A 24538-nucleotide genomic window follows, 5' to 3' on the forward strand; every position below is an offset into this window, starting at 1 on the left:
TAAATAATTTGCGGGGGTATTTTTATAAAATAGGAAAGGGTTTAGATAAAGATCCAGAAATAGAAGAAGATGCTATTATAAAAACAGATGGCTTAGATTTAGATATCCCTCTCCAAAGCTATGAACCTGAACTTATATTAGATCATTATAAAAAAGGCTTGTTTAAGAAAATTGTAATAGTTAGCAATAAATCCATTGTCCAATTTTATATTTCCAAATATCAAACTAAAATGATATTTACGCTTACAAAAGAAAAAGGCAGATGGTTTATCGATACTATTGATTATTACGATTAGTATGTATGCCTTTCCAACACTTCAAATCTCCTAAGTATTACAAGTCCCGCAACGAGGTTTAATGCTTGTGCTTTGAGAATATTTTAATCCTAAAGGAGAGATAGTGAGCATTAACGTATGGAATTTAAATTAAACCGATATGAGAATTAAAATATCAAGCTTTACAATCTTCCTAATGATTTTTTTTGGTTGTAAACGTACGAAGATAGATGAAAAAGAATTAATTTTTAAGGCTTATTTTAAACAGGCAGTATTTGAAAAATGTCTATACTATGGCTTTAATGGATCCAGAACATTTAAAGAACTTATGAAACAGAACAAAGGCGGCGGTGGGGAGTTTATAATGTACTCTGATCATATTATTGATAGCATAGCAAAAAGTACAAATGTGAAGATGGTATCAGATTCCATAGCCAGTATAGGAAAGGTTGCTGAGGGATCAGAAGGTAAACACATCATTAGTACATGTTTAGCATTGTATACAAGCAAGATGTTAGATTCTATAGCAGGTGTTGAATATCAGAAATATAAAAACCTAAGATAGGTTTGGAACAGCAAGATAGTAGATAAGATCCCTTTTATAACTTCTCTTTGAATAGCAGTAAGGGCAGATGGGTATGGTATGCAAGCCTGGTGGTCATGCTCCGATGAAAAATATTTTCAAAAAAGCTATGCTCTTTTAGAATAGTAATGACCAATTCTGCGCGCTGTTGTCCTGCAAATTCCATGATGCCTGCAACGGTATCATTATGATCGATGTAATGGTATTCTACTTGCGAACCCCAAATCTCGTGCAGCGCAGCCATCTCATCGTTGTTGTCTGCATCAGAATGCTTCCCGTAATCATCAACATTCAGCAAGATTAATCTTGCCCCCAGTGCATGTACGAAAGTTTTGATTGCAAATACTGAGCCTGGCTCAGAAACCTGCTTCAGGTCACCGGCAAAAACAATGGTTTTTATGGGTTGAAAAGCAGCAACCGGTGGCACGATCAGCAATGGGGCCTGACCATTTTTTGCAAGGCCTATGGTATTGCTACCGATCAGAATTTTTTCAAGATTACTTTTTCCGGTAATCCCCGCCACTACAAGTCCGATGTCATACTGGCCAATTAGCGTATTAACAGCGGGCACCAAGGCCCTGTCATCTACTAAGGTTTCTATTTTAGTCTGTTCAGGTAACCAATCCTGAAGGTCATTTTTTAATTCAGTAATCCTACCATTGCTCTCATCCAGGGAATCTGTAAATCCCTCCGAAAGGGGGACAAAAATTATAGGTGGTATAGCTGCAGGCTCAAAAGAATGATATAAGATCAGCTTCGGGGTCTTAAGCTGATAGGCCAATGCAGCTGCATACCTGGCCGCATTTAAAGCGGCATTGGAGAAATCGGTTAGTATCAGCATATTACTTGTTTCCATGATATTCCTCGTTTAATAGATTAATAGGAAAAAGGATAAGTTTCGGGAATTTGATGACCATCTGGTCTAAGGTATAAAGGATGCAGTGCCATAGTCTGATCAATATAAATGAAGGCATCATACCTGGAACTCAATACAGAGGCCCCATAACTTTCCCTTTTCGGGTGATAGATAACTCCAATGGCCCTATGGGGCATCATCTTATCAAAGCGCTGTTTTTTGTCTCTTTCAAATATTAAGAGTCTGTCTGTCGCAGCATCCTGATGCAGCAGTTCTTCTACACTTCCCGGATGAGCTTCGGGAACATTCATCTCTTCCATTTCTCCACCCCACTCTTTTGCTGCAATTACTGTTCCCTGATAAGATCCAAAGCCAACGAGTACCACATCCTGAAGCCCCATTTCTTCTCTTAGCAGCTGGCCCAGGTTGACCATGCCTTCGGCATGCATATTGGTATATCTGGCATCACCAATGTGTGTATTGTGTGCCCATATAATGGTTTTAGCTCCGGCCCCATGAAATTTGCGCAGCCGATAAAGGGTTTCTATCATATGCGACTCCCTCAGGTTCCAGGTATTGTCATTAAAGCCGGTCATGTTCCTGTAGTATTCTTCTGCATTTACAGCGACATTCGCATTCTGTTCAGTATTCAGCGCAGCTTCAGGATCATGGTTATATCCTGAGGCTTTTTTACGGATTTCAGTTAACATGCTCACCAGTGTATCCCGACAAGAATCAGCTATGGTAGCTTGCTCCCTGGCATACCTGTACTCGTCACGGTCATAAGGTTCAAAACATTGAATGGCCTTTTTCGCAATTGCTGCTGTGGCCGGATCTGTGCCTTCCAGGTATTCAGTAATGACATATAACGATTCCCATAGGCTATAGACATCCAGGCCATAAAAACCAATCTTTTTATTGGGATAAAGCTGCTTATTGTAATCTTTAAGCCAGCTGATCAGTGCCGTTACCTCCCAGTTTGCCCACATCCAGGTTGGCCATCTTCTAAAACTTCTCAGCATTTCTTCGGGACTTTTATCTGCTGAATCGTATCCTTTGATATAACGGTTCAGCCGGTAACAATCGGGCCAGTCTCCTTCTATGGCAATAAAATTAAAACCTTTTTCCTCAATCAGTCTTTTCGATATAGCCGTACGCCAGGTGTAATATTCGTGCGTGCCATGGGAAGCTTCTCCAAGTAATACGCAATGTGCATCACCGATCCGCTCCAATAAAGGATCCAGGGCTTTTGAATGTTCAAGATTAGATTCCATCTCAGTCAGATTTAAACAGTAATCAGTCCTATAAAACAATCAGGATCAGGATTGTTTCAAAAAAGATGAAATGTTCGATGACTTTTACAGGATACCGTTCTTATCTGGATGCCGAAGTATTTACGACCATGGTGCCACTTCCAAGCCCGGCTGAACTTGCGGTTATCCTGATTACCCCTGACTGTGCCGCCTTAGCACGGACAATCACCAGACAAAGTCCATTGAAAGCATCACGCTCATGAGCAGCAAAAGAAACCATGTTAGTCGCATCACCATTATCGGTTGCCACAATTTCTCCCGGACCGTCAATGGTAAATTTGATCAGCTGCTTTGCATTTGGAACCATCAATCCATGCTCATCAGTTACCTTAACGGTAATAAAGGACAAATCAACGCCATCATCTTTAATGGTAGCCCGATCTGCCGACAGCACCAGTTTTTTGGGTGCTCCTGTTGTTTTAACAGTTTCCTCAGCCCATACTTTTCCAGCTTTGTAGGCGATCACCTTTAATTCACCGGGTTCATAGCTAAGCTGATCCCAGCGGAGTCGATATTCAAAATCTGCCATTTTCTTTCTGCCCAGCGACTTTCCATTAAGGAACAATTCTGCTTCATCACCCGAGGTAAAAACATGCACTGGTGTCACTTTACCAACTCTTTCCGGCCAATTCCAATGTGGCAATATATGCACCATAGGGACTTCCGGTCGCCATTGCGATTGGTAAAGGTAAAAGCGGTCCTTTTTAAATCCGGCTAAGTCGATGATGCCGAAATAAGAACTCCTTGAACTGTAATAAGGCGTAGGTTCGCCAAGGTAATCCCAGCCGCTCCATACAAAGCCACCTGCTACAAAGGGATGTTTAGCCATAGTAGCGAAAACTTTATCAGGCGAAGCACCAAAATCTACCGAGTACAACTCATAAGCACTGACCTGGTGGCTCTTTGGGTTTCCACCCAGGGTATCCCTGATTGGCGAACTATTTCCTCCATAAACCGGAAAAAGATACTCACCGCGACTACTCACCGCGGCTGCATTTTCTGTGCTCAGAATTGGCTTATCCGGAAATTTCTCATGGAACCCTGGGAACATGGGTGCAGTGTTGATCCCTTTTAGTCCTGCATAGGCATCACCATTCCGTATCCCTTCCCCTTGATAATTCAGACCAATTACATCTACTACTCCGGGAAGTGGCATATTGGGCTTGGAATAATTCATGGCTACTGTGGTTAATCGGGTTGGATCCTCATCCTTTACAATATCGTATAGTTTTTTGGCTACCAAAGCGCCTTCCTTATCGGTATATTGCTCCCCTACTTCATTTCCGAAACTCCAAAGAATTACTGAAGGGTGATTGCGATCACGTTTGATTAATGCCCTTAGATCCTGTTCATGCCATTCAGGAAAAATCAGGTGAAAATCTAAGGGTGTCTTTTTCCGCTCCCAGGAGTCAAAGATTTCATCGATAACCAAAAAGCCCATACGATCGGTTAGCTCAAGTAATTCAGGTGTAGGTGGATTGTGTGACATACGGATGGCATTGCAACCCATTTCGCGAAGCATCTCGAGTTGGCGCTCTGCTGCACGCTCATTGAAAGCCATACCAAGCGCTCCAAGATCGGCATGCTGATTAACTCCCTTAATTACGGTTTTCTTCCCATTGATAAAAAGGCCTTGCACAGGATCTAGTTTTACATCACGAATACCGAAAGGTGTTTCATAAATGTCTACAATCTTGCCCTTTGCAGAAACGGTAGTCACTGCCACATAACGGTTACTGTGCTGTTCCGGAAACCAGAGTTTAGGGTTAGCAATCATAACTCCTCCTTGTACCTTCCCCTTTCCAAGCGCTTGAACTGTTAGTTGAATTGGTGCTATCGAAGCCACCTGAGTACCCGACTTGTTGCCGTTTTTATCTAATAAATAGATTGCAGTGGCCACATCCAAATGCTCATCTTTACGTGAATTGTTATCTATTTTAACTTCCAGATCTATTTTTGCAGATTTTACTGAAATATTGCTGGTTTTCAAAAATGTTCCCCAATGAGCCACATGTACAGGGTCAACTTTAGTGAGCCAGACATTTCTATAAATACCTCCACCCGGATACCAGCGGGAAGAACTTAAGGGATTATCTAAACGAATGGCAAGCTGATTGTTACCTCCGGGAATAAGGTAAGGTGTAAGGTCGACGCGCCAGGAAGTATACCCGTTTGGCCATCCCCCAATCAATTTCCCATTTAGCCATACCATAGCATAAGACATTGCACCATCCACATCAAGAAAAATAGATTTACCGGCATCAGACTTAGGGATATCCAGCTTTTTTCGATACCATGCCACTCCTTGTATAGGTAAACGTCCCATACCACCACCAACCGGCGAATTGTCTCCTTGATAAAATGGCCCTTTAATCGCCCAGTCATGCGGCAGATTGATCTGCTCCCATGAGCTATCATTAAAAGAACTTTGCACAAAGGGGAAGTCCTGACCAGGATTACCCTTAGGACGCACATATGCTTTATTTTTATCTTTTAAGAAATCATTGCCCGTTGGCATAATATAAGATTTGAGAACCGGAATGGAATCCTTTACCGTTACAGCTTCTGTTGGCTTGGCATCAGCAGCAATCTTATCTACATCCACATTTACATCCGGACGCACATCATATATCAACTCATCTGTCTTTTGACTGGGTTCGTATTTATAAAACCGCCATCCTTTATTGATCAATATACGTTCCCTTACCCCATTTGACTTAGTCTGAGCAATCACATTCCCTATCCAGCTTAACATTATGAAGAAAAAAAGAAGGTTGATTCGAGTTAACTTGTTCATATCAAATTTGTTTTGGTTAAAGTTTGGCTATCGTAACATTGTTTATTGGCTATCAATTTTAAAACAATGCAACCGATTGTATTTACAAATAAATACAAGTAATCTGGTCAAAACAAGTGATATCCATTTTATTTTATAAATAGCACCAATACTTACAAAATGTGATAAAATTCTAATTAACTTTACGACCTTGAAAAAGTTAGCCGCAATATTGTTTCTCACGATTCATTTGTTCTCTACAAATGAGGTGTCTCAATTGATGAAACTACCGGTTTTCTTTGACCATTATGCAGAGCATAAAATACTAAATCCTAACATTTCATTCTTTGATTTTTTGACGCAGCATTATATCTATGATAGCGCAAAAGACTTTGATCATGAAAGAGACATGCAGTTGCCATTTAAGGGATCAGATCATTTTTCTGCCCCAAATGCTCCGGCTTTTATTCCGGATTCAATGGTACTGTTCCACGTCAACCCCTTGCAAATCATCTCATCAAAAATCTATATTGCAGATGATTCCTTTATTCCATCTGATTTTATGTCGGGTATTTGGCAACCTCCAAAATCCTGTTAATTAGGTTTCAATTTATTGATGATTTATGTCTGGTGATGCACCCCTAAGGGAAGCTTTGCTACACATTTCCATTTACTAATTTCCACATTTTTAGGTTATGCTGAATAACATTATTGCTTTTTCCGTTAGGAATAAGCTCATTATTGCGCTTTTTATGCTCGCCCTGATCGGATATGGCAGCTATGAAGTGACTAAACTGCCCATCGATGCTGTTCCTGACATCACCGATAACCAGGTGCAGGTAATTACCATTGCACCTTCATTTGGTGCTACAGATATTGAGCGGCTGGTTACCTACCCGATTGAACAGGCCAATAGTAATATATCTGGTCTCAAAGAAATCCGGAGCTTTTCCAGGTTTGGTTTATCCCTGGTGACTATAGTTTTTGATGATGCGACTGATATCTACTGGGCTCGTCAACAAGTCTCCGAACGTTTACAGCAAGTACAATCACAAATCCCACCTGGTATTGGCGTTCCTGAACTTGGCCCGGTTAGCACCGGTCTGGGAGAAATCTACCAGTATGTAGTAAAACCAAAACCAGGCTATGCAGGCAAATATAATGAGACAGATTTGCGTACTATACAAGACTGGATCGTGCGCCGGCAATTACTAGGCGTAAAGGGAATTGCAGAGGTAAGCAGCTTCGGTGGCAAACTCAAGCACTATTCGATTGAAGTCAACCCAAATGAACTATCATCGCACGGCATTAGCATCACTGATGTGTTCAATGCGCTTGAAAAAAATAACCAAAATACCGGGGGTGCTTACATCGAAAAAGGACCAACGGTTTTGTACATCAGGAGCCAGGGGCTTTTTAAAAGTACGAACGATATTGAAAATACATTGATCAAAACTACTGCGGGAGGCAGTCCGCTTTTCATTAAAGACATTGCCACCGTTAAAACCGGCTACGCTACGCGCTATGGAGCCATGTGCTACAATGATGAAGGCGAAGTTGCCGGAGCTGTGGTGATGATGCTAAAGGGGGCCAACAGCAGTGAGGTTATCAAAAATGTTAAAGACCGCATCTTACAGATCCAGAAAACCTTGCCTGAAGGAGTAATCATTGAGCCTTTTTTAGACCGCACAAAGATGGTTAACAATGCCATTGGCACCGTAAGCCAAAATTTGCTGGAAGGTGCACTGATCGTTGTCTTCGTACTTGTCTTATTCTTAGGTAATTTCAGAGCCGGTATTTTAGTCGCCTCTGTGATTCCCCTGGCGATGTTATTTGCCATCATCATGATGAACCTTTTTGGGGTTAGCGGCAATCTGATGAGTCTGGGAGCACTGGATTTCGGCCTGATTGTAGATGGGGCAGTTATCATCGTTGAGGCGGTCATGCACCGGTTGAGCCATGGCAAACACAGCAAAGCCAATGATCGGCTAAGTCAGCAAGAGATGGACATGGAGGTGAATGGCTCTGCCAGTAAAATGATGAACAGCGCGGTGTTTGGCCAAATCATTATCCTGGTGGTTTATCTTCCTATTTTTACCCTCCAGGGGATTGAAGGAAAAATGTTTAAACCCATGGCGCAAACTGTTGCTTTTGCACTACTGGGCGCTTTTATACTTTCACTCACCTACATACCTATGATGAGTGCGGTTTTTCTAAGCAAAAAAACAAAGCATGTCCCAAACATCTCGGATCGGATATTGGCCTCCATAGAACGAAACTACCAGGCAGCATTAGGCTATATCATGAATTTCCCGAAGATGGTGATGCTGGGTGTTGGCAGTTTATTTATCCTATCCATATTTCTGCTAACCAACCTTGGTGGAGAATTTATACCCGCCTTAGAAGAAGGTGATTTTGCTGTTGATACCAGGGTATTGCCGGGAAGCAGCATCACAACTACAATTGTCAATACACAAAAGGCGGCAAAGATCTTAAAAAATCAATTTCCGGAAGTAGAAAAAGTAGTCACCAAAATAGGGAGTGGCGAAGTACCAACAGATCCAATGCCTATGGAGGCAAGTGATATGATGGTGATCCTGAAACCTAAAAAGGAATGGACTTCTGCGAAAACATTTAATGAGCTGTCTGAAAAAATGGGGAAAGCCCTGCAGGATGTACCGGGGATTACTGCCGGATTTCAATTTCCTGTTCAGATGAGGTTCAATGAGCTGATGACCGGGGCAAGGCAGGATGTGGTCTGCAAAATATTCGGTGAAGACTTAGATACTTTATCCCATTACGCTAATCAGCTGGGCAAGATCATCAACACTGTTGATGGCGCAAAAAACCTCTATGTAGAAACAGTAGTCGGTATGCCTCAGATCATTATCGATTACAACCGCAATGCATTGGCCCAATATGATCTAAACATTGAGGATGTAAATAAAATTGTAAACACGGCTCTGGCAGGACAAAGTACAGGACTGCTGTTTGAAGGTGAAAAACGCTTTGAGGTGGTGGTCAGAATTAGTGGATCAGAAAAAAGGGATTTAAAGGATATTCAAAATCTGTTGATCCCAACCCCTAAAGGCAACCAGATAGCCTTATATCAATTGGCAGATGTTCAGATCAAAGATGGACCCAATCAAATACAGCGGGAAGATGCGAAAAGGAGAATTGTGGTAGGCTTTAATGTACGTGGAAGAGATGTACAAACAATTGTCAAAGAACTTCAGCAAAAGGTAAATCAGCAGATGAAGCTTCCTGCAGGTTATTATGTAAGCTATGGGGGCGCCTTTGAAAATTTAAATGCGGCAAAGAATCGTTTAATGATAGCCGTTCCTGTTTCTTTGTTACTCATCTTCTTACTGCTTTATTTTGCTTTCAATTCCTTGAAACAGGGCTTATTGATTTATTCGGCGATTCCACTATCTGCCATTGGGGGCATTTTATTTCTGGCCATGAGAGGAATGCCATTTAGCATCAGTGCCGGTGTAGGTTTTATTGCACTTTTTGGTGTGGCGGTGTTAAATGGTATTGTACTGATTTCGGAATTTAATCAGCTTAAGCAGGAAGGCGTCAAAGACCTTAAGCGCATTGTGCTGATGGGTACCAAAGTGCGGTTAAGGCCTGTATTGATGACTGCCTTTGTGGCTTCATTAGGTTTTTTACCGATGGCCCTGAGCAATGGAGCAGGCGCAGAAGTTCAAAGGCCATTGGCAACGGTGGTTATTGGGGGTTTATTGATCGCTACCTTCCTCACCCTATTTGTTTTACCAATTCTATATATCATGTTTGAAACAGGCTTTAAAACAGCAATAAAGAAACCAGCCATTACCGGGGCAACACTATTACTCTTAATGGGCATGACTTCCATTACTCATGCCCAAACGCCAATAACCCTACAGGCTGCAATAGATACGGCGGTAAAAAACAACCTAACGGTAAAAAATGAAAAACTAAAGGCACAGTACCGGCAAACATTGATCAGCACTTCTGCAAACATTCCTCAAGCGAATGTTTTTGCAGAAGGCGGACAAATCAACAGCAGCTATACCGACACGAAGTTTGGAATAAGCCAGTCCTTTAGCTTTCCGACTGTTTACGCCAGGCAAAATAAGTTGTTGCACGAAGACTGGAAGAGCAGTGTGCTGGCAGTGGCGCTGGGAACGGCCAGCTTAAAGAAGGAAGTAAGCCAGGTGTTTTACATGATGGTTTACCTGCAACAAAAAAAGAATCTGCTACTTCAGGCAGATAGTCTTTATACGGCATTTTACAAAAAGGCTGAACTTCGACTTTTAAAGGGCGAAAGCAATATCCTTGAAAAAACAAGTGCAGAAACACTATTGGCACAAATTGAGCTACAATTGAGACAGGTGGAAGCTGATGAAGAGATTTCGCAGCTCCAGTTTCAAGTATTACTCAATTCAACCAGCACTTTTAAACCAGTAGCTGAAATCAAACCTATAGCTGTCCATGAGCTGAATCGCTTTGACCCTGGAGCGCACCCCGAAATTAAAGTTGTTTTGCAGGAACAACAAATAGCCAAAGCAGCTATTGCAGTCGAAAAAAGCAAGCTACTCCCTGAGTTATCATTGGGCTATAATAACGGAAGCATCAGAGGCATTGGTGCTGATGAAAAGTTCTATACAGCTTCAAACCGATTTAGTTCCGTACAGCTGGGCTTGGGTATTCCTATTTTTGCCGGGTATCTAAAGGGCAAAATCAACAGTGCCAGGATCAACATGGAACTGGCAGAAAGTAATTATGAACTGAGTTTACAAAAGCTATCCGGAACATACCAATCCACCCTTGCACAGTATCGAAAATATCGCGGGACTGTGGAATATTTCGAAGCGAAATCATTAAAAAATGCTGATTTAATTGCTAAAACAGCAACTCAACAACTAAATAGTGGAAATATCAACTACCTGGAATGGGTACAATTGATCAATCAGGCTACTGCTGTAAAAAGCGATTACCTGGAAGCAGTTAAAAACCTTAATGAAACGTTGATTCTTCTTAATTATCTAACTCATCCTTAATTTATATAATATGAGACTCCTTACCTACTTATCTGCCATGCTCCTGCTCATATCGGGCTGTGGACAGCAAAATAATACAGTTCCTGAAGATGTGGCGATCGATTCGAACAGTGTGAACCTGACAGCTGCACAATTCAAAAATGCAGCCATCACCACCGGTAAAGTGGAACACAAGCAGATCTACACCACCTTAAAGCTCAATGGAAAAATAGACGTTCCACCACAAAATATGGTATCTATCAGTGTACCTTTAGGGGGATATTTAAAATCTACCAACCTGTTGCCGGGTATGCACATTAAAAAAGGCCAGGTAATTGGTACGGTAGAAGATCAGCAATACATCCAGTTACAACAAGATTACCTGACCGCTAAGGCAAGGATCAAATATTTAGAAAATGAATATAAGAGGCAAAAGGACTTGAATCAAAGTCAGGCCAGCAGTGACAAGGTCTTTCAGCAATCAGAAGCCGATTATAGGAGTCAGCTTGTACTTATTTCATCTTTAAAAGAAAAACTGTCCATTGCGGGAATCAATGTGAACAACATCAGTGAGACTAAAATTATCAAAAGCGTAAATATTTACGCCCCCATTAGTGGCTATGTTTCAAAAGTAAATGTAAATATTGGCAAGTATGTGACGCCAACAGAGGTATTGTTTGAATTGGTTGATCCTTCTGACATCCATTTGGCATTGAAGGTATTTGAACGTGATCTGGATAAGCTCTATGTGGGACAGGAGTTATTCGCTTATACAAATAATGAACGGGAAAAGAAACATAAATGTACGATTCTAATGATCGGAAAGGACCTGTCGGACGATAGGAATACAGACGTACATTGTCATTTTGAAAACTATAATAAGCGTCTCATTCCAGGCACCTATATGAATGCGGAAGTTGAGGTTAAAAATGCAACAGCAACGGTACTTCCTACCGAAGCAATCGTACAATATGAAGGCAAAAACTTTGTTTTTATAAGTAAAGGCAAAAGGACATTCGAAATGATTGAGGTGAATACCGGCGAAAATACCAATGGCTATACAGCGATTATATTTGCAAGTAACAGCAATATGGAAAGTCAGGATTTTGTATTAAATGGAGCTTATTCTTTATTGATGATGATGAAAAATAAGGAGGAGTAAACCATTTCATTCTTTTTATTTAAAACAAATGCTTAAATTTAATTGTCCCTAGAATCATTTAATAAACTTAGGTTATGGCAACTATTAAGGAATTTAGGGAGAGTTTGAGAGGCGGCTTAATTGAACCTCTGGATAAGGAATATGATGACGCCCGTAAGGTGTACAATGCAATGATCAGCAAACATCCCCGGATGATTGCCCGTTGCATGGATGTAGCTGATGTGATACGGTCAGTGAATTTTGCAAGAGAAAATAATATACTTCTTTCCATTCGTAGTGGTGGACACAATGCCGGAGGATTAGGGATTTGTGAAGACGGATTGGTAATTGACCTTTCCAGGATGAATTATACCCGTATCGACCCACAGGCAAAAACCGTAGTGGTAGGTGGAGGATGCACCTGGGGGGATATTGACCATGCTACCCATGTGTTTGGTATGGCGACACCCAGCGGAATTATTTCTACAACTGGTGTGGGAGGTTTAACTACCGGAGGAGGTATTGGTTATTTTACCCGTAAATACGGTCTGAGTATTGATAATCTGTTATCAGTAGACATGGTGTTGGCTGACGGAAGTTTTGTTGTCGCAAATGCAGATCAAAATCAAGACTTATTTTGGGCAGTGAGGGGAGGTGGCGGAAATTTTGGCGTAGTTACTGCTTTTACATTTAAACTGCACCCTATATCGATGGTGTACGGTGGTCCTATATTATATGAGTTAAGTGAAGCTGAGGAGGTAATGAAATGGTATCGTGAACTGATAAAAGATGCACCGGATGACCTGAATGGTTTTTTTGCATTCCTAACTGTTCCTCCTGCAGCCCCTTTTCCGGAACATCTCCACCTTAAAAAAATGTGCGGTATTGTATGGGCTTTTACCGGGCCTATGGAAAACGCTGAAAAAACCTTTAAGCCTATTCGGTCTTTTAAAACTCCTGCGCTTGATTTTGTTGGTCCTTTACCCCAACCGGTTTTGCAAAGTATGTTTGACGGCTTATATCCTCCTGGTCTTCAATGGTATTGGCGTGCTGACTTTGTAAAAGAATTAAGCGATGAAGCGATTACTGCGCATATTAGGTTTGCCAATGAACTACCTACCATGCATTCAACTATGCACTTGTATCCCATTAATGGTGCGGCATCACGAATTAGTAAAACAGATACGCCCTGGAGTTACCGCGATGCTACATGGGCAATGGTGATTGTAGGTGTTGACCCAGATCCGGTAAACAAAGAAAAGATTACAACCTGGACTAAACAGTATTGGGAAGCACTTCATCCTTATTCTGCCGGCGGTGCTTATGTGAACTTTATGATGGATGAAGGAGAAGAACGCGTAAAAGCAACCTATGGTGAAAATTACGAAAGATTAGCTGCGATTAAGCGCAAGTACGATCCAAATAATTTATTTAGGGTAAATCAAAATATAAAACCCCATGCTCCATTAACCAGCTGATTAATGGAGCTACTATTTTGGTGTAACTTACTGGAATATTAAAACTTAATCATTAAGCCTTCGGAAATCAGTTTATCATTATTGTAATATTCAAAAAACCACTTTCCGTCTTTTTTCAGCACAATTCCTTTTGCTTGACCATTATCTGCAATGAAACAATCCTGTATTGAGGTTTTATAAAGGGTTAGCACTTTCTTCGGAGTTGTATCTATTAGCTGAAAGCCATTTGCTGTTGCCTGAGCATATAATGTTCCTGAGGCTTGAGTAACTTCTGCTGCTACTGCCGGTTGATTTGTGTGTGTCACGACAGTCCTGGAAGGAACTGATGATGGAGGGTCAATCTTACCAGCTTCGCCGGTAAAAGTATAGGGAACCTCATTTAAGGAAGCAAAGGTATTCTTTAAAGCTTCATTATAGGCCGCATAATATTCCTTTTCTCTGCTTTTCCCTTCTTTACCTTTAAAGATCACGTTCCCCTGACAGTCTTTTAATACCAGCGTAAGTGAGGTGGTAAACATTCCTCCTTTCTCTATAAGATCTACATTCATCGCCCTACATTTGTTATTAGCTATTTCATTAGGCAAATCGGTATCATCAAAATAAACTGTAAAGCCCTTTTGCTCCAGCAAAGTCTTAGCCTCGCTGTTTAATCCATACTGATGATCCTGCTTTAAAAAACTGAATCGCTCTGGCACCAATACGTATTTGTAGTTGTTGATCGTGTTTTGAGCATACCCTGATAATGCCGGGAATAACAAAAATAATAAAAGATATCTTTTCATAGTTTACAACAAAATTCTTCGGTGTTAAAGATAATGGATACGAATGACATCTTCATCGGATAGTAGCACATTAAGCTTTTTTGACTTCAATATTTTTTTGATGGTGGTTTTACGCCCATTCAAGTAAACCTGATTTTGTATTAGTCTGATGCCATGACTATAATCGACCCAATCATATTTATGTCCATTATATAGTGGTTGAATAGCCTTGCCATCTGGCTTATGCCAGCCATAAATAACCACTCTTAAAGTCCCGTCTGTAGCTGCAATCTTATTCGATATGATTACATCCTTTTTATTCCCGGCAACAAGACTGCCCGGTTTTGCCCCTATCCGATCCAGCTGCTGATGTACAAGCCTATTGTGATCTTCAAAAACCGGAACGGTCATCATCTTCATTGAAGGTGGAATTGGCTCGGGTGTTAATTTAAAAATGGCAGATTGGTAAATCCGGTCAGACATTTTTCTGGTAGGAAGACTGCAATTTAGTTTGTTGGCTATCTTCTGCGCTGCTGCCGCTGTTAATGGAGCGTAAAAATAATCCTTATCCGAACCTATAACCAGGTAATCGGGCGCCACAAAATATTTGATAATATACTGTTTTCCTTCAATATTGGCAGTATCAGTAACAGGTAAAAAACTCCGGTAAAAATCCGGGACATTACCATGTTCAACCTCTTTTAGCATAAGTTCTTCCCGCTCGGAAAGAGAAAGCAGGGAATCGCGGATAGAGGCTGCAAATGCAGAACCTGTCAAAGCATTTACTTTGCGTTGGGGTATTTTCAAATGCTGGGCATTACCGGAAAAAGTGATCAGGGTTAAAGAAAAAAGTAATAAGGTTATCAGTGGTTTCATTATAATGTCTTCAATCGTTATGTAGGAGTATCCTTGGAATGAAAAGGTTAATTTACACACGATAAGTCATATTGAAAAGATATTATCCTATTTTGTGCGCAAAGAATTGATTATAGACTCGAACGAACTACCTTAAAGCGCTTATCTTCCAAAATCATCCTGAACCCTAACAATATCACTTTCATCCGAAGGGTTTTCTGAATCAGTGTGCTGCCATATTTCAGAAACAATACCCCAACCTTCCAAACCAATTAAGCGGTGACGCTGACCTTGTTTTAATCTAATTGTTTGTTGCGGCACTAATTGCTCTACATGTCCCTGGTCATCAGTTTCACTGGTCATCACACCAACCGATCCATTTACGACACTCCAAATCTCCGCGCGGCGATGATGATACTGCCATGAAAGTCGGGTATTGGGGGCAACAATTAATATTTTTGGGCTTAGCTTACCTGAAATTTTTAGATCTTCTACATTCAGTTTATCAAAATATACATTTGCAAACCGTTGTGCCTGATCTTCCTCAATCACAAAAAAACCACCCCAAGGACGGGTTTCATCACGGTTGATAACATTAAAGCCTTCAATTTTTAGTCGCTGTGCTACACTATCAAATAATTCTTTCTTCTGATTTAACATTTATTTCTGGTTATGTATCGTTTTATTAAAAGAGAAAGTTCATGATGAACTTTCTCTTGATTTGGATTTAAGGTGCCTGTAAAGCTGAATCCATTTCAAAAAGGAATTCAGGTTGACTGGAAGTAAAATGTCCGGCAAACTGCCAATTACCACCTGCTTGTATGGTTTTAATTAGAATTTGGTTCCATCCCTGGTGGAATTTAAGTGCATGAGCAACTGTCTTTCCCCCTTCTAGTGGTCCAGTCCTGATGTTCTTAGCCACCTGCTTACCATTAAGCCAGATTTTTGCCGCATCATCTACAGAAACTTCCAGATCTACCACCGGCATATTGGGTTCGATCAGGAGGTCGTCCAAAGGACGCGGACTGAATACCCAAAAGCTGAAGTAAGCTTCTGCATTTTCTTTAGGCCCTTCAAAACTTATTTTTTTAAGGTCAAACATTCCGTTTTCACTATTGATTTTAATCCATGATTTTGACAACATCCTGGTCCCATCTGCAACTTTGCCTAATTCAGCAGCATTCAGAATTTCCTTTTCACCGGCCTCATTTATGGAAGTAATTGGAAAACTACCCAGCATCAATCCGGCAACTATTCCGCCTGTTTTAAGCACAGGTTTACCATCCTGATTGATCTTTTTTAAGGTTAAACCAAGATTGCTCAGTAAGGTACCGGTTACATTTTCGGCCTTTGAAGTTCGTGGGTCTACAGAAAGTGTAGTGATTAATAATTGACCTTTACCGATCTCCTTTTTTATCAATGCCGCTCCTGATGGTTTGCTTTCCAGCTCGGATCTTAAAACCATAGCCGTTTTTGCATACTCGGCTTGTTTGTTCCATTTTAGCCAATCTGTATCGTTAGCTTTTAATAAAACTGTGCTTTGCTCAACAAGTGGTCCTGCTAAGCAATTTAGTACTGCATCTGATGGTGTTAGTTCAGAAAAATAAAGATCTTTTGCGGTAAGCCCGGAGATTACAGGATCTTTTGTAACAGGCAATAAAGAAGAAGCCTGGCGGCCGTTGATTTCCAATTTTGCCGGTAAAATAGCGTTTAATTCTTTCTGTTTATTTACGGTTGGATTAAGGACTAATACCGTTCCTCCGTTGGCATACACTTTATTGATAAATGCCAACTGATCGGTTCCCGGTGGGTTGTCGCCATCTATAATTAGTAAAGCAGGTATTTCTGAGTCATTAACTGCATTTATATTGACCCCGATCAGCTTCAATTTCAAGGCAAGTCTACTAGCTTTCGCACCAATGACCTGAACAGATTTGATCTGTTTTGGCGCTATTTTCTCCTCCCCTTCTTTTTTTTGATAAACCCACTTTGTAGCTTTTGCCGGCTCAGCACTAGCATCTCTGATCGCATCGAACAGTGGCCAGGGCTCATACAGCGGCAATGTGCTATCATATCCGGGGTTTAAGGTGGTAGTATAAGGACCCAGTCGTTCTGGCTGTACACCTGATTTGCCTTCAGCAAAGGAAGTAAAGAAAATCCCATCTTTTAAGGTAGGCGCCTTTGTTTTATCCTTTAACCCCAATGGAAGTGGCTTAAGCCCATACCAGGCCAGATTAAAGACACTTCTATAGCTGGCTTTGTATTTTGCCTGCATCATCAGCGAAGCATAAGAGGATGCTGCTACACCTTCCATCCTACCTTGAAAAGATTCATAAGCTCGATTGCCGTTACTTTCTGACACTTGTTCCGGTGTACCGTAATAAGCGTTCCCGGCTTCTCCTACCCCCCAGGGTTTTCCACTTTTCCGGCCTCTTTCCATCGCTGCATCTCCACCATAGTGCACCAGGTAAACGGGTAAATTGCCTTCCCCATCATCTTCTCCATCAGCAGAAATCCAGGGACGTGTCGGATCAAGTGTGCGACAGATATCCGCCCAAATCGTATAATGTTTAATCAGATTTTCTTTCATCCCCGGCGGATTACGCATCACCCCATGAACAATCGGCATCACCTCATTGGAGATACTCCATCCAATCACACTTGGGTGGCTTCGGTCTCTCCTAATCAGTTCCTGAAGATGATTTTCAGAGTCCTTCCAATAAGCCGGATCATCCAATTTAGGTCCACCATCACTTGCCCAAACCGCAGTTTCATCTAATACCAAAATTCCCATTTCGTCAGCTACATCCATATAAAAGGAAGGATAAGGCTGCGCATGAAGACGTACCGCATTTAGATTTGCAGCCCGAATAGCGGTATACCAGGCGTAAGGGTATCGGCGTGTCATTTGCGGGATACCCATAAAATGCCAGGAATCTCCTTTTATCACAAAAGGCTTTCCATTCAACAAAAACGCTCCGTCTTTCAGTGCAGTTTGTCTCCAGCCAAAGCGACTATACTTACTGTCTATAACTTTATGATCTACACTGGTTTTAATGACCAAACCATACAAATTAGGTGCAGATGGACTCCAGGTATTGAGTTTATTATCCACCAGGGCTGACAAGGTAACTTTCGCTGTTCCGTTAGCCGGCACTTCAATCGATATCGGGGCGATGTTCAATGCAGATTTAGTTTCCAAAGCTGAACTTGGAGCAGCTGCCGTTAAATGATCTTTACCGGCTTTTGAAATCCATTTATATACATCTCCGTTTAAGGTAACCTTCTTTTTCTGCGCTGTATTGTTTGTCACCGTTACTTCTGCTTCCAACTTATTCTGATCCAATAGAGGTTTCACATATACATCTGTGATCCTGATTTCTGGTACAGCCAAAAGATATACATCCTGCCAGATTCCAGCAATGTGCTGTCCCCAGAATGAGCCAGCCTGATAAGTTCTGCGACCATAGTCACTCCTTTTATCAAACAGGGAAGCTTTCCGCACTCCTATGGTCAATTCATTTTCTTTACCAAAGGTAACTGCTTCGGTTACATCAACATCAAATGGCAGGAAGATCCCAAAATGTTGACCTACTTCTTTTCCATTCATCAAAATACGAGCGTCGCCGGCCAGGGCTTCGAAATGCAATAATATTCTTTGCCCCTTCCAGGCGACGGGAACAGTCATAGTTTTGCGAAGCAAACCCATTTTCACAGCTTCCCAACTTTTAGGATAACTAGGATAAGTTCTGAAATCGCCACCCTGGCCGTTTTTATCGGCAAAGCTGTTCACATTCCATGGCGATGGAATTTTGATCGGCGTTTTTTCCCAGTTTCCGGCTTTGGCATCTGCAAGTTTCGGTGTAGGATCAATACCTTCTTTAAAATTCTGAGGCAAGTCTACAGGCTGGAATTGCCATGATCCATTTAAGCATATCTCTTGCCTGTATGGCTTTTCCACAGGTTTTACCCAATTATCTGTCGGAGCAAATTCGGCTGTAAAAGTTTTACTCTTTTCCTGCGCATAACCGACAAATGGGAGCATAAGCAGGGCCATCACCCTGCTTATATTGTTGTTTAAAATTCTCATTTATTTTTATCAAAGGGCATCAGCTATTATTTGGCAGACGCCTCCAATTGCGTCTTATCTGTACTAAAACGAATATGGTCAATTTTCATATTCTGTGCAGTCGAATCATCTTTTTGATTGTAAAGCAAAACTCTAAAATAATTGACCGCAGCTAAATTTGGCTGATCATGAACGTCTTTAAAGAAACTTAGCGGAACGATGACATGATTCCAGCCCGCCGCAAGCCTGGTTGACCCAATCTTTAAGCCACCAAAAGCATAACAGTAAGCATCTTTTTCTGCCGAACCCTGACTCGAAATTGCAATTTGTCCGTTTCCGTTTAATAACTCCGGATTTTCTATAAAAAGCCAGAATGCGAGGTAACCATTATCTTTAGTTACGCCGGTATTAAACTCCTGGGCATAAATTCTTCTAAATCGTTCAGCTTTGAAAGTGCTTGAAGCAATCGAACTGCTTCCTTCCTTGCTGTCCACATCCAGGTTAGTTGGCCCACCATTGGTAAACCAATGGTTAGGTTTTTCACCTAAAGATTCGCAACGATCCAAGACTTGAACTTTCTGGGCATTTGCATAAGCACATGCCACCAATAACAGAACTGAGGTAAAAACTTTTTTCATCATGTTTATATTTGATTTGTGTTGGTTTAAATGAATGATCCACTATGGTCATCCGTTAGCCTAAAATCAACTTTTGCAATTAACAAAAGCATAATAAATCATTAACAGGCCCACAATTACTTAAATATTAAAAAAAACAGAGATTATGGTGATTGCCAGAGGTGCTGCTAATTTGAAATGCCTTTACCGGTTTGTTTTACTTTTTGTATGCTTCCATCTTCATTAAAATACAATTTATCTACGCAAATAGATCGGAGATTCCCCTTCCCGGAAAGCACACTATTATGATAAAATGCGTACCATTGTCCTTTATATTCCACTACTGAACCATGACTGGTATCACAACCGGTGGGATCCAGATAAACACCTCTATAAGTCCATGGCCCTAATGGATTAGTACTGGTTGCATAACTCAAACGGTTAGCTCCTTTTCCATTTTCTCTGTGGTTATCCGCATAAGTCAGGTAGTAGAGCCCTTTTCTTTTAAACACCCAGGTAGCCTCATGAAAATCTTTCAGTCCTTCCATAAATACTAAGGGTTGCGCTAATTCCTTCATGTTGTCTTTCAATTTACCACCGGCACATCGATCTCCCCCACCGTAATAGAAATAAGATTGGCCATCATCGTCCACAAAAACACAAGGATCAATCATGGCGAAATTGTCATTGCCCAAATCCAGATATCCCTGAACCACAAAATCACTAGCTGGCTTTTTACTGGTTGCAATGCCCACTTTCCAGGTCTTATTCCATTCTGTCCCACTAGGATGAGGAAAGTAAAAATAATATAAACCGTTTTTATATACGCAGTCTGGAGCCCACATAAAACCACCTTCTTTACGTCCCCAAGGTACTTGAGAAGCGCGCAGGATTTCACCATGATCTTTCCAGTGCACCATATCATTTGTAGAAAACACATGATATTGATCCATTAAATCGCATCCACGTGGCGGGTCTACATCATGAGACGGATAAACATACAAACGCCCGTCTTTCCAAACCCTGGCAGACGGATCGGCAGTATACATCTGTCTGATGAATGGATTTCCTTCTGACTTATAAATTGATTTCTTCGATGAACAACCTGAAAATATAAAGCCGGCAGATATTAGAACAAAAAATAGATTTTTCATATGATTAATTGCTTGATAAGTCTTTTAACATGTTTACAAATAGTTTTCCTGCAACAGGATCGGTTGTGCCTTTTTCAAGCATCATTTCTGATAAAATCGCAGTTCCTGTATTTTTGATCTTCACAATTGGAAAGCCTTTAATCTCGTCCAGTTTCCTGGTCCGTTCATTCATGTCCCCCTCCAGATATCCGTGAATTTTAACAAACGAAGCCAGCGCCTCTATCCCTTGATCCCGATTAATTTTATAAGCACTTTTCATCACAAGTGGATTGTCTCTTTTATTGTTGTTGAAATACCTGGTTTCCATAGGATCTATATCATCAAAAACAGTGGATTCCGGAATTTCGATAGATACAATCTCACCATTTTCCTGTAAAACGTCACGTACCTGTTCCGGGAATAAGGATACTGCCAGTTTACCTGAATTTAACAGCAATAACTTTCCACCTGCGGTCACAAAAGATTTGACCTGCGCGATCTCCGCTGCAGAGGTGTTTGCAGCGTCTAAGCCACTTAAAATTAAGATACCTGGTTTTCCCTGGATAGCCTCTATCAGGGAATTGCTCTTTTTATAAGTTAGCCCAATGTAATCTGCAACTGCTGTAGCCTTGTCTGATTTATCTACCAATACAATATTCTGTCCTTTCAATTCATTTGCGCCTAACCATTTCTGATTAGAAAGCAACAATTCATAATCGTTTTCAGACACCGTTTTTCCTTTCTCCAATAGCCTTAAAACCAACTTTGCATTAATTTTAGCAGCAGGTAAAATTGAAGGAATGTTAATTTTCGGCGCAATCCACTTACGACCGTAATAAGCAACAGGCTCAATCGCTTCTTTACCACTTACCAGGGTTTTACCATTGGCATCTTGTATAGACCACTGGAGTTCTGTCTCAGCAAGTGCTGTTGCATCATCTCTATCATTCACCACATAAATTCTTGCCGGCAACTGTGCCCCTGCATAAAAATGTCTGCCCCAAAGTTCCGCAGAAACGAGTACCGGTTGTAATGCTTTTTTCATGGCCAGATAACTTGGATGTGGCGCAATTTTATCAGCCAGATAAATGTTCTTAAACCAGGTTAATGCAGCAAAATGCAAGATACCAGCAGCTTTTTCGTTTGTTCTGCGTACCGCTTCTGCGGATTCCCGGGTAATAAAGGTTTGTGCTTTTAAAAAATACTCCGGATTGGCAAATTCATAGGCATAATTACCCACAAGCGATCCGGGATTTTGATGTACATAGGTATAAAATCGTGTCGGATGCCCGGTTTCGCTGGCATAGCCTGTAGAAAACTCCTGACTAATTAATGGCCTGCCTTCATTTTTAAAATTCTTTTGCCACTCACCATTAAATTCATTAAAAATAGAACCATGATACCAATTGACGTACCAGTGGTGATCATCGATATCACCGTCATCAATTTTAGTAAAGAAATCTTTACCAAACTTCCTTTCATTCCTGGTGTAATTGGAGTCAAAACAAACCGGTCTTGTCGGATCAATCTGACGGATTCTTTTAACTACATCAGAGATGATTGCCATTTTAAGTTTAGCCTGCTCAAAATCCGGATCGTTGTCGTAAAATTTCATCTCGTTATTTACTGTCCAGAACAACAACGCAGGATGATTTCTGTATTTTTTGATCAGGTCATAAAACTCATTTTTCCAGAGTTCTATCAATTTGGGATCGGGCATACTGTTTCTAATCATTAACCAGGGCCATCCCCCTTCATAACTAACACCTACACCGTTCTGATCTGATGAAGATAACCACAACTCATTGTAAGGAGCAGTATGTGTACGCGTAACCATAATGTTTCCATCATGCAATAATTTATTGAACTGGTTGGCAAGGGCAGTATCATTAGGTGCAAGAGACATCGGGGTATGGTTACCTCCTCTTAGCCAATATTGTTTGTCATTTAAATAAAAGAAATCCCCCCTGGCTTTAAATGTCCTGAATCCGGAAACAACCATCTGACGATCAGCCTCCTTTCCGACCAACCCCAATATAAAATTGAAATTGTACAGGTTTGGAATGGTTGGTGTCCACAACAATGGTTTTAGATTTTGTACACTATAGCTGAAGGTCTTTTCTTCTCCGGCATTTAAAGACAAATCTTTTAAATTCACTGCATCATACAATGCTGATTTGTTTTTGGCTGAGTTGATTGCTGTAGACAAGGTAAATTTTTGCGCGGCATTGCTGTTGTTTTTAACCGTTACTTCAAAATCAGCTCCTGTTAATTTGGGTTTAATATACACATCAGTAATTCTTACCGGATCTGAGATCACCAAAGCTACCGGTTGCCAGATCCCTGCAGGATCATCATTGTAAAATCCATGTGCCAGATCTTTCAACATTTTGTTTGTAACCGGAACAGTTACCGCAACATCGGTTACTTTATCCGCATCTTTGATGTCTTTTACATAATCACGAGATACTTTAACTACAATCAGATTTTTTCCAGGCTTTAAAAAAGGTGTAGCGTTGACTTTAAATTCTCCAAACATCCCAATATGTGGGTCTGAAGCTCGTTTTCCGTTGATAAACACCTCGCCAATTTTTGATACCGCATCAAAAGTCAATTCAAGATATTTTCCGTTGATGTTTTCCGGTAGTTCCAGCCATTGCCTGTAATAGCCCACATCAGTTTTTTTATAATCGAAAGTATAGCCTTCACAACGTTCTATTTCCTTTTGGTAATAATTGTCTGAAACGCCTTTACTTGCTGTATTATACCTTTCACCATGAAGCCACTCCCGATTTGGATTCCAAAATTGAGGAACGGTCATGACATGCCAATCCTGATCAGAAGATGAAGGCGAAATCGCATCAGCAGTTTTTGACTCGTAACCGGGACTGAACAACCATGCGCCATCCAGTGATATTTTTGTTCTGGATTGCCCTATTGGTTTAACCGGAATTGGTTTATATGCTGCTCTTTGTTTTTCGCGTAGTAGATTTTTATCAGCTTTTTTGACCTGGTATTCTTTTACGGGATTACCGGAGAAATAATCTGCTGCCAGTGATTTTATCTTCAGATCATCAAACTCCGTATTGATCCAGCTCCCGCCCAATACGACTTTCCCTTTCGCAGCTAGCTGCATATTTGGATCTTGAACATCGATCCAGGGTAGCTCCTCCTTATTCAAAAAAACTTTGATGCGACTACCCACAACCTGGACTTTGATATCGTACCATTTACCGGGCGTTAACTGAAAATCAAGATGTCTTAAGGCCAGATGGTCATCTGTCCCCATATAGCCTAATCTAGCCAGATAAAGGTCATTTTCTATCCCACCCCGAAGGCCCAAAATATACCGGTCGTTTCTGCTTAAAGCTCTGAATCCAGACCAGATTTGTACCTGCTTTTCATTTTCCGGTGTACGTGCTCTGAAGCTGAATTCATAATTAACCATATCAGCATCGCCAAATGTGGCATAAGCATCTTTACTTTTTAAAACCCCGTTTTCTATCTTAAGCAAACCTTTACCGGTTTTTTCTAACTTGCTTTTAGGGTTCTCAAACCGTTCTGTTACATCAATCTTTGATTGCGCAAACAGATTTGTACTAAAAAACAACAGCATTAAAGTAAGGGTTCGAAATTGATCGCTCATCGTCATTGTGT

The 24538-nt window shown here is 40.9% G+C and carries 16 protein-coding genes; 6 read left to right on the forward strand and 10 right to left on the reverse strand.

Features of this window, described 5'->3' with window-relative positions:
- Positions 1-8 precede the first annotated feature (8 nt).
- Together P0Y49_13395 and P0Y49_13400 are read left to right on the forward strand one after the other, a co-directional pair.
- The gene (locus tag P0Y49_13395; protein WEK17793.1) at positions 9-296 is read left to right on the forward strand and encodes a hypothetical protein; all 288 of its coding nucleotides are present in this window, start codon (positions 9-11) and stop codon (positions 294-296) included.
- 139 nt (positions 297-435) lie between these two features.
- On the forward strand, positions 436-840 hold the full coding sequence (locus tag P0Y49_13400) for a hypothetical protein (protein WEK17794.1): 405 nt from the start codon (positions 436-438) through the stop codon (positions 838-840).
- 34 nt (positions 841-874) lie between these two features.
- Here the strand turns inward: P0Y49_13400 and P0Y49_13405 are convergent, their stop codons facing one another.
- The 3 genes from P0Y49_13405 to galB form a co-directional block, all read right to left on the reverse strand.
- A complete protein-coding gene (locus P0Y49_13405; GenBank protein WEK17795.1) occupies positions 875-1714 on the reverse strand; it encodes a universal stress protein in 840 nt (279 codons plus the stop codon).
- A gap of 20 nt (positions 1715-1734) precedes the next feature.
- Positions 1735-2988 carry an erythromycin esterase family protein gene (locus tag P0Y49_13410; GenBank protein WEK17796.1) on the reverse strand — a complete coding sequence of 418 codons (1254 nt, stop codon included), beginning with the start codon at positions 2986-2988 and terminating at the stop codon, positions 1735-1737.
- A 100-nt stretch (positions 2989-3088) separates the two neighbouring features.
- Positions 3089-5824 carry a beta-galactosidase GalB gene (gene galB / locus P0Y49_13415; protein ID WEK17797.1) on the reverse strand — a complete coding sequence of 912 codons (2736 nt, stop codon included), beginning with the start codon at positions 5822-5824 and terminating at the stop codon, positions 3089-3091.
- Positions 5825-6014: 190 nt separating this feature from the next.
- Here galB and P0Y49_13420 point away from each other — a divergent pair, with 190 nt between their 5' ends.
- From P0Y49_13420 to P0Y49_13435, 4 genes are all read left to right on the forward strand, one after another.
- Complete coding sequence (locus P0Y49_13420; protein ID WEK17798.1) at positions 6015-6401, forward strand: hypothetical protein; 387 nt, start codon at positions 6015-6017, stop codon at positions 6399-6401.
- Positions 6402-6498: 97 nt separating this feature from the next.
- Positions 6499-10848 carry a CusA/CzcA family heavy metal efflux RND transporter gene (locus P0Y49_13425; protein ID WEK17799.1) on the forward strand — a complete coding sequence of 1450 codons (4350 nt, stop codon included), beginning with the start codon at positions 6499-6501 and terminating at the stop codon, positions 10846-10848.
- A gap of 10 nt (positions 10849-10858) precedes the next feature.
- On the forward strand, positions 10859-11989 hold the full coding sequence (locus P0Y49_13430; GenBank protein WEK17800.1) for an efflux RND transporter periplasmic adaptor subunit: 1131 nt from the start codon (positions 10859-10861) through the stop codon (positions 11987-11989).
- Between the two features lie 74 nt (positions 11990-12063).
- On the forward strand, positions 12064-13446 hold the full coding sequence (locus P0Y49_13435; protein WEK17801.1) for an FAD-binding oxidoreductase: 1383 nt from the start codon (positions 12064-12066) through the stop codon (positions 13444-13446).
- Positions 13447-13484: 38 nt separating this feature from the next.
- Here the strand turns inward: P0Y49_13435 and P0Y49_13440 are convergent, their stop codons facing one another.
- The 7 genes from P0Y49_13440 to P0Y49_13470 form a co-directional block, all read right to left on the reverse strand.
- Complete coding sequence (locus P0Y49_13440; GenBank protein ID WEK17802.1) at positions 13485-14228, reverse strand: hypothetical protein; 744 nt, start codon at positions 14226-14228, stop codon at positions 13485-13487.
- 24 nt (positions 14229-14252) lie between these two features.
- Positions 14253-15083: a hypothetical protein gene (locus P0Y49_13445; protein ID WEK17803.1), complete on the reverse strand. Its 831-nt coding sequence runs from the start codon at positions 15081-15083 to the stop codon at positions 14253-14255.
- Between the two features lie 141 nt (positions 15084-15224).
- Positions 15225-15722, reverse strand: a complete 498-nt coding sequence (locus P0Y49_13450) for a phosphoheptose isomerase (GenBank protein ID WEK17804.1) — start codon at positions 15720-15722, stop codon at positions 15225-15227.
- A 67-nt stretch (positions 15723-15789) separates the two neighbouring features.
- On the reverse strand, positions 15790-19152 hold the full coding sequence (locus P0Y49_13455; protein ID WEK17805.1) for a glycoside hydrolase family 2 TIM barrel-domain containing protein: 3363 nt from the start codon (positions 19150-19152) through the stop codon (positions 15790-15792).
- A gap of 26 nt (positions 19153-19178) precedes the next feature.
- The gene (locus P0Y49_13460; GenBank protein WEK17806.1) at positions 19179-19772 is read right to left on the reverse strand and encodes a hypothetical protein; all 594 of its coding nucleotides are present in this window, start codon (positions 19770-19772) and stop codon (positions 19179-19181) included.
- 164 nt (positions 19773-19936) lie between these two features.
- Positions 19937-20902, reverse strand: a complete 966-nt coding sequence (locus P0Y49_13465; GenBank protein ID WEK17807.1) for a family 43 glycosylhydrolase — start codon at positions 20900-20902, stop codon at positions 19937-19939.
- A gap of 4 nt (positions 20903-20906) precedes the next feature.
- Positions 20907-24527: a glycoside hydrolase family 2 TIM barrel-domain containing protein gene (locus P0Y49_13470; protein WEK17808.1), complete on the reverse strand. Its 3621-nt coding sequence runs from the start codon at positions 24525-24527 to the stop codon at positions 20907-20909.
- Between the last annotated feature and the right edge of the window lie 11 nt (positions 24528-24538).

It is taken from the genome of Candidatus Pedobacter colombiensis (assembly GCA_029202485.1).
Classification (GTDB): domain Bacteria; phylum Bacteroidota; class Bacteroidia; order Sphingobacteriales; family Sphingobacteriaceae; genus Pedobacter; species Pedobacter colombiensis.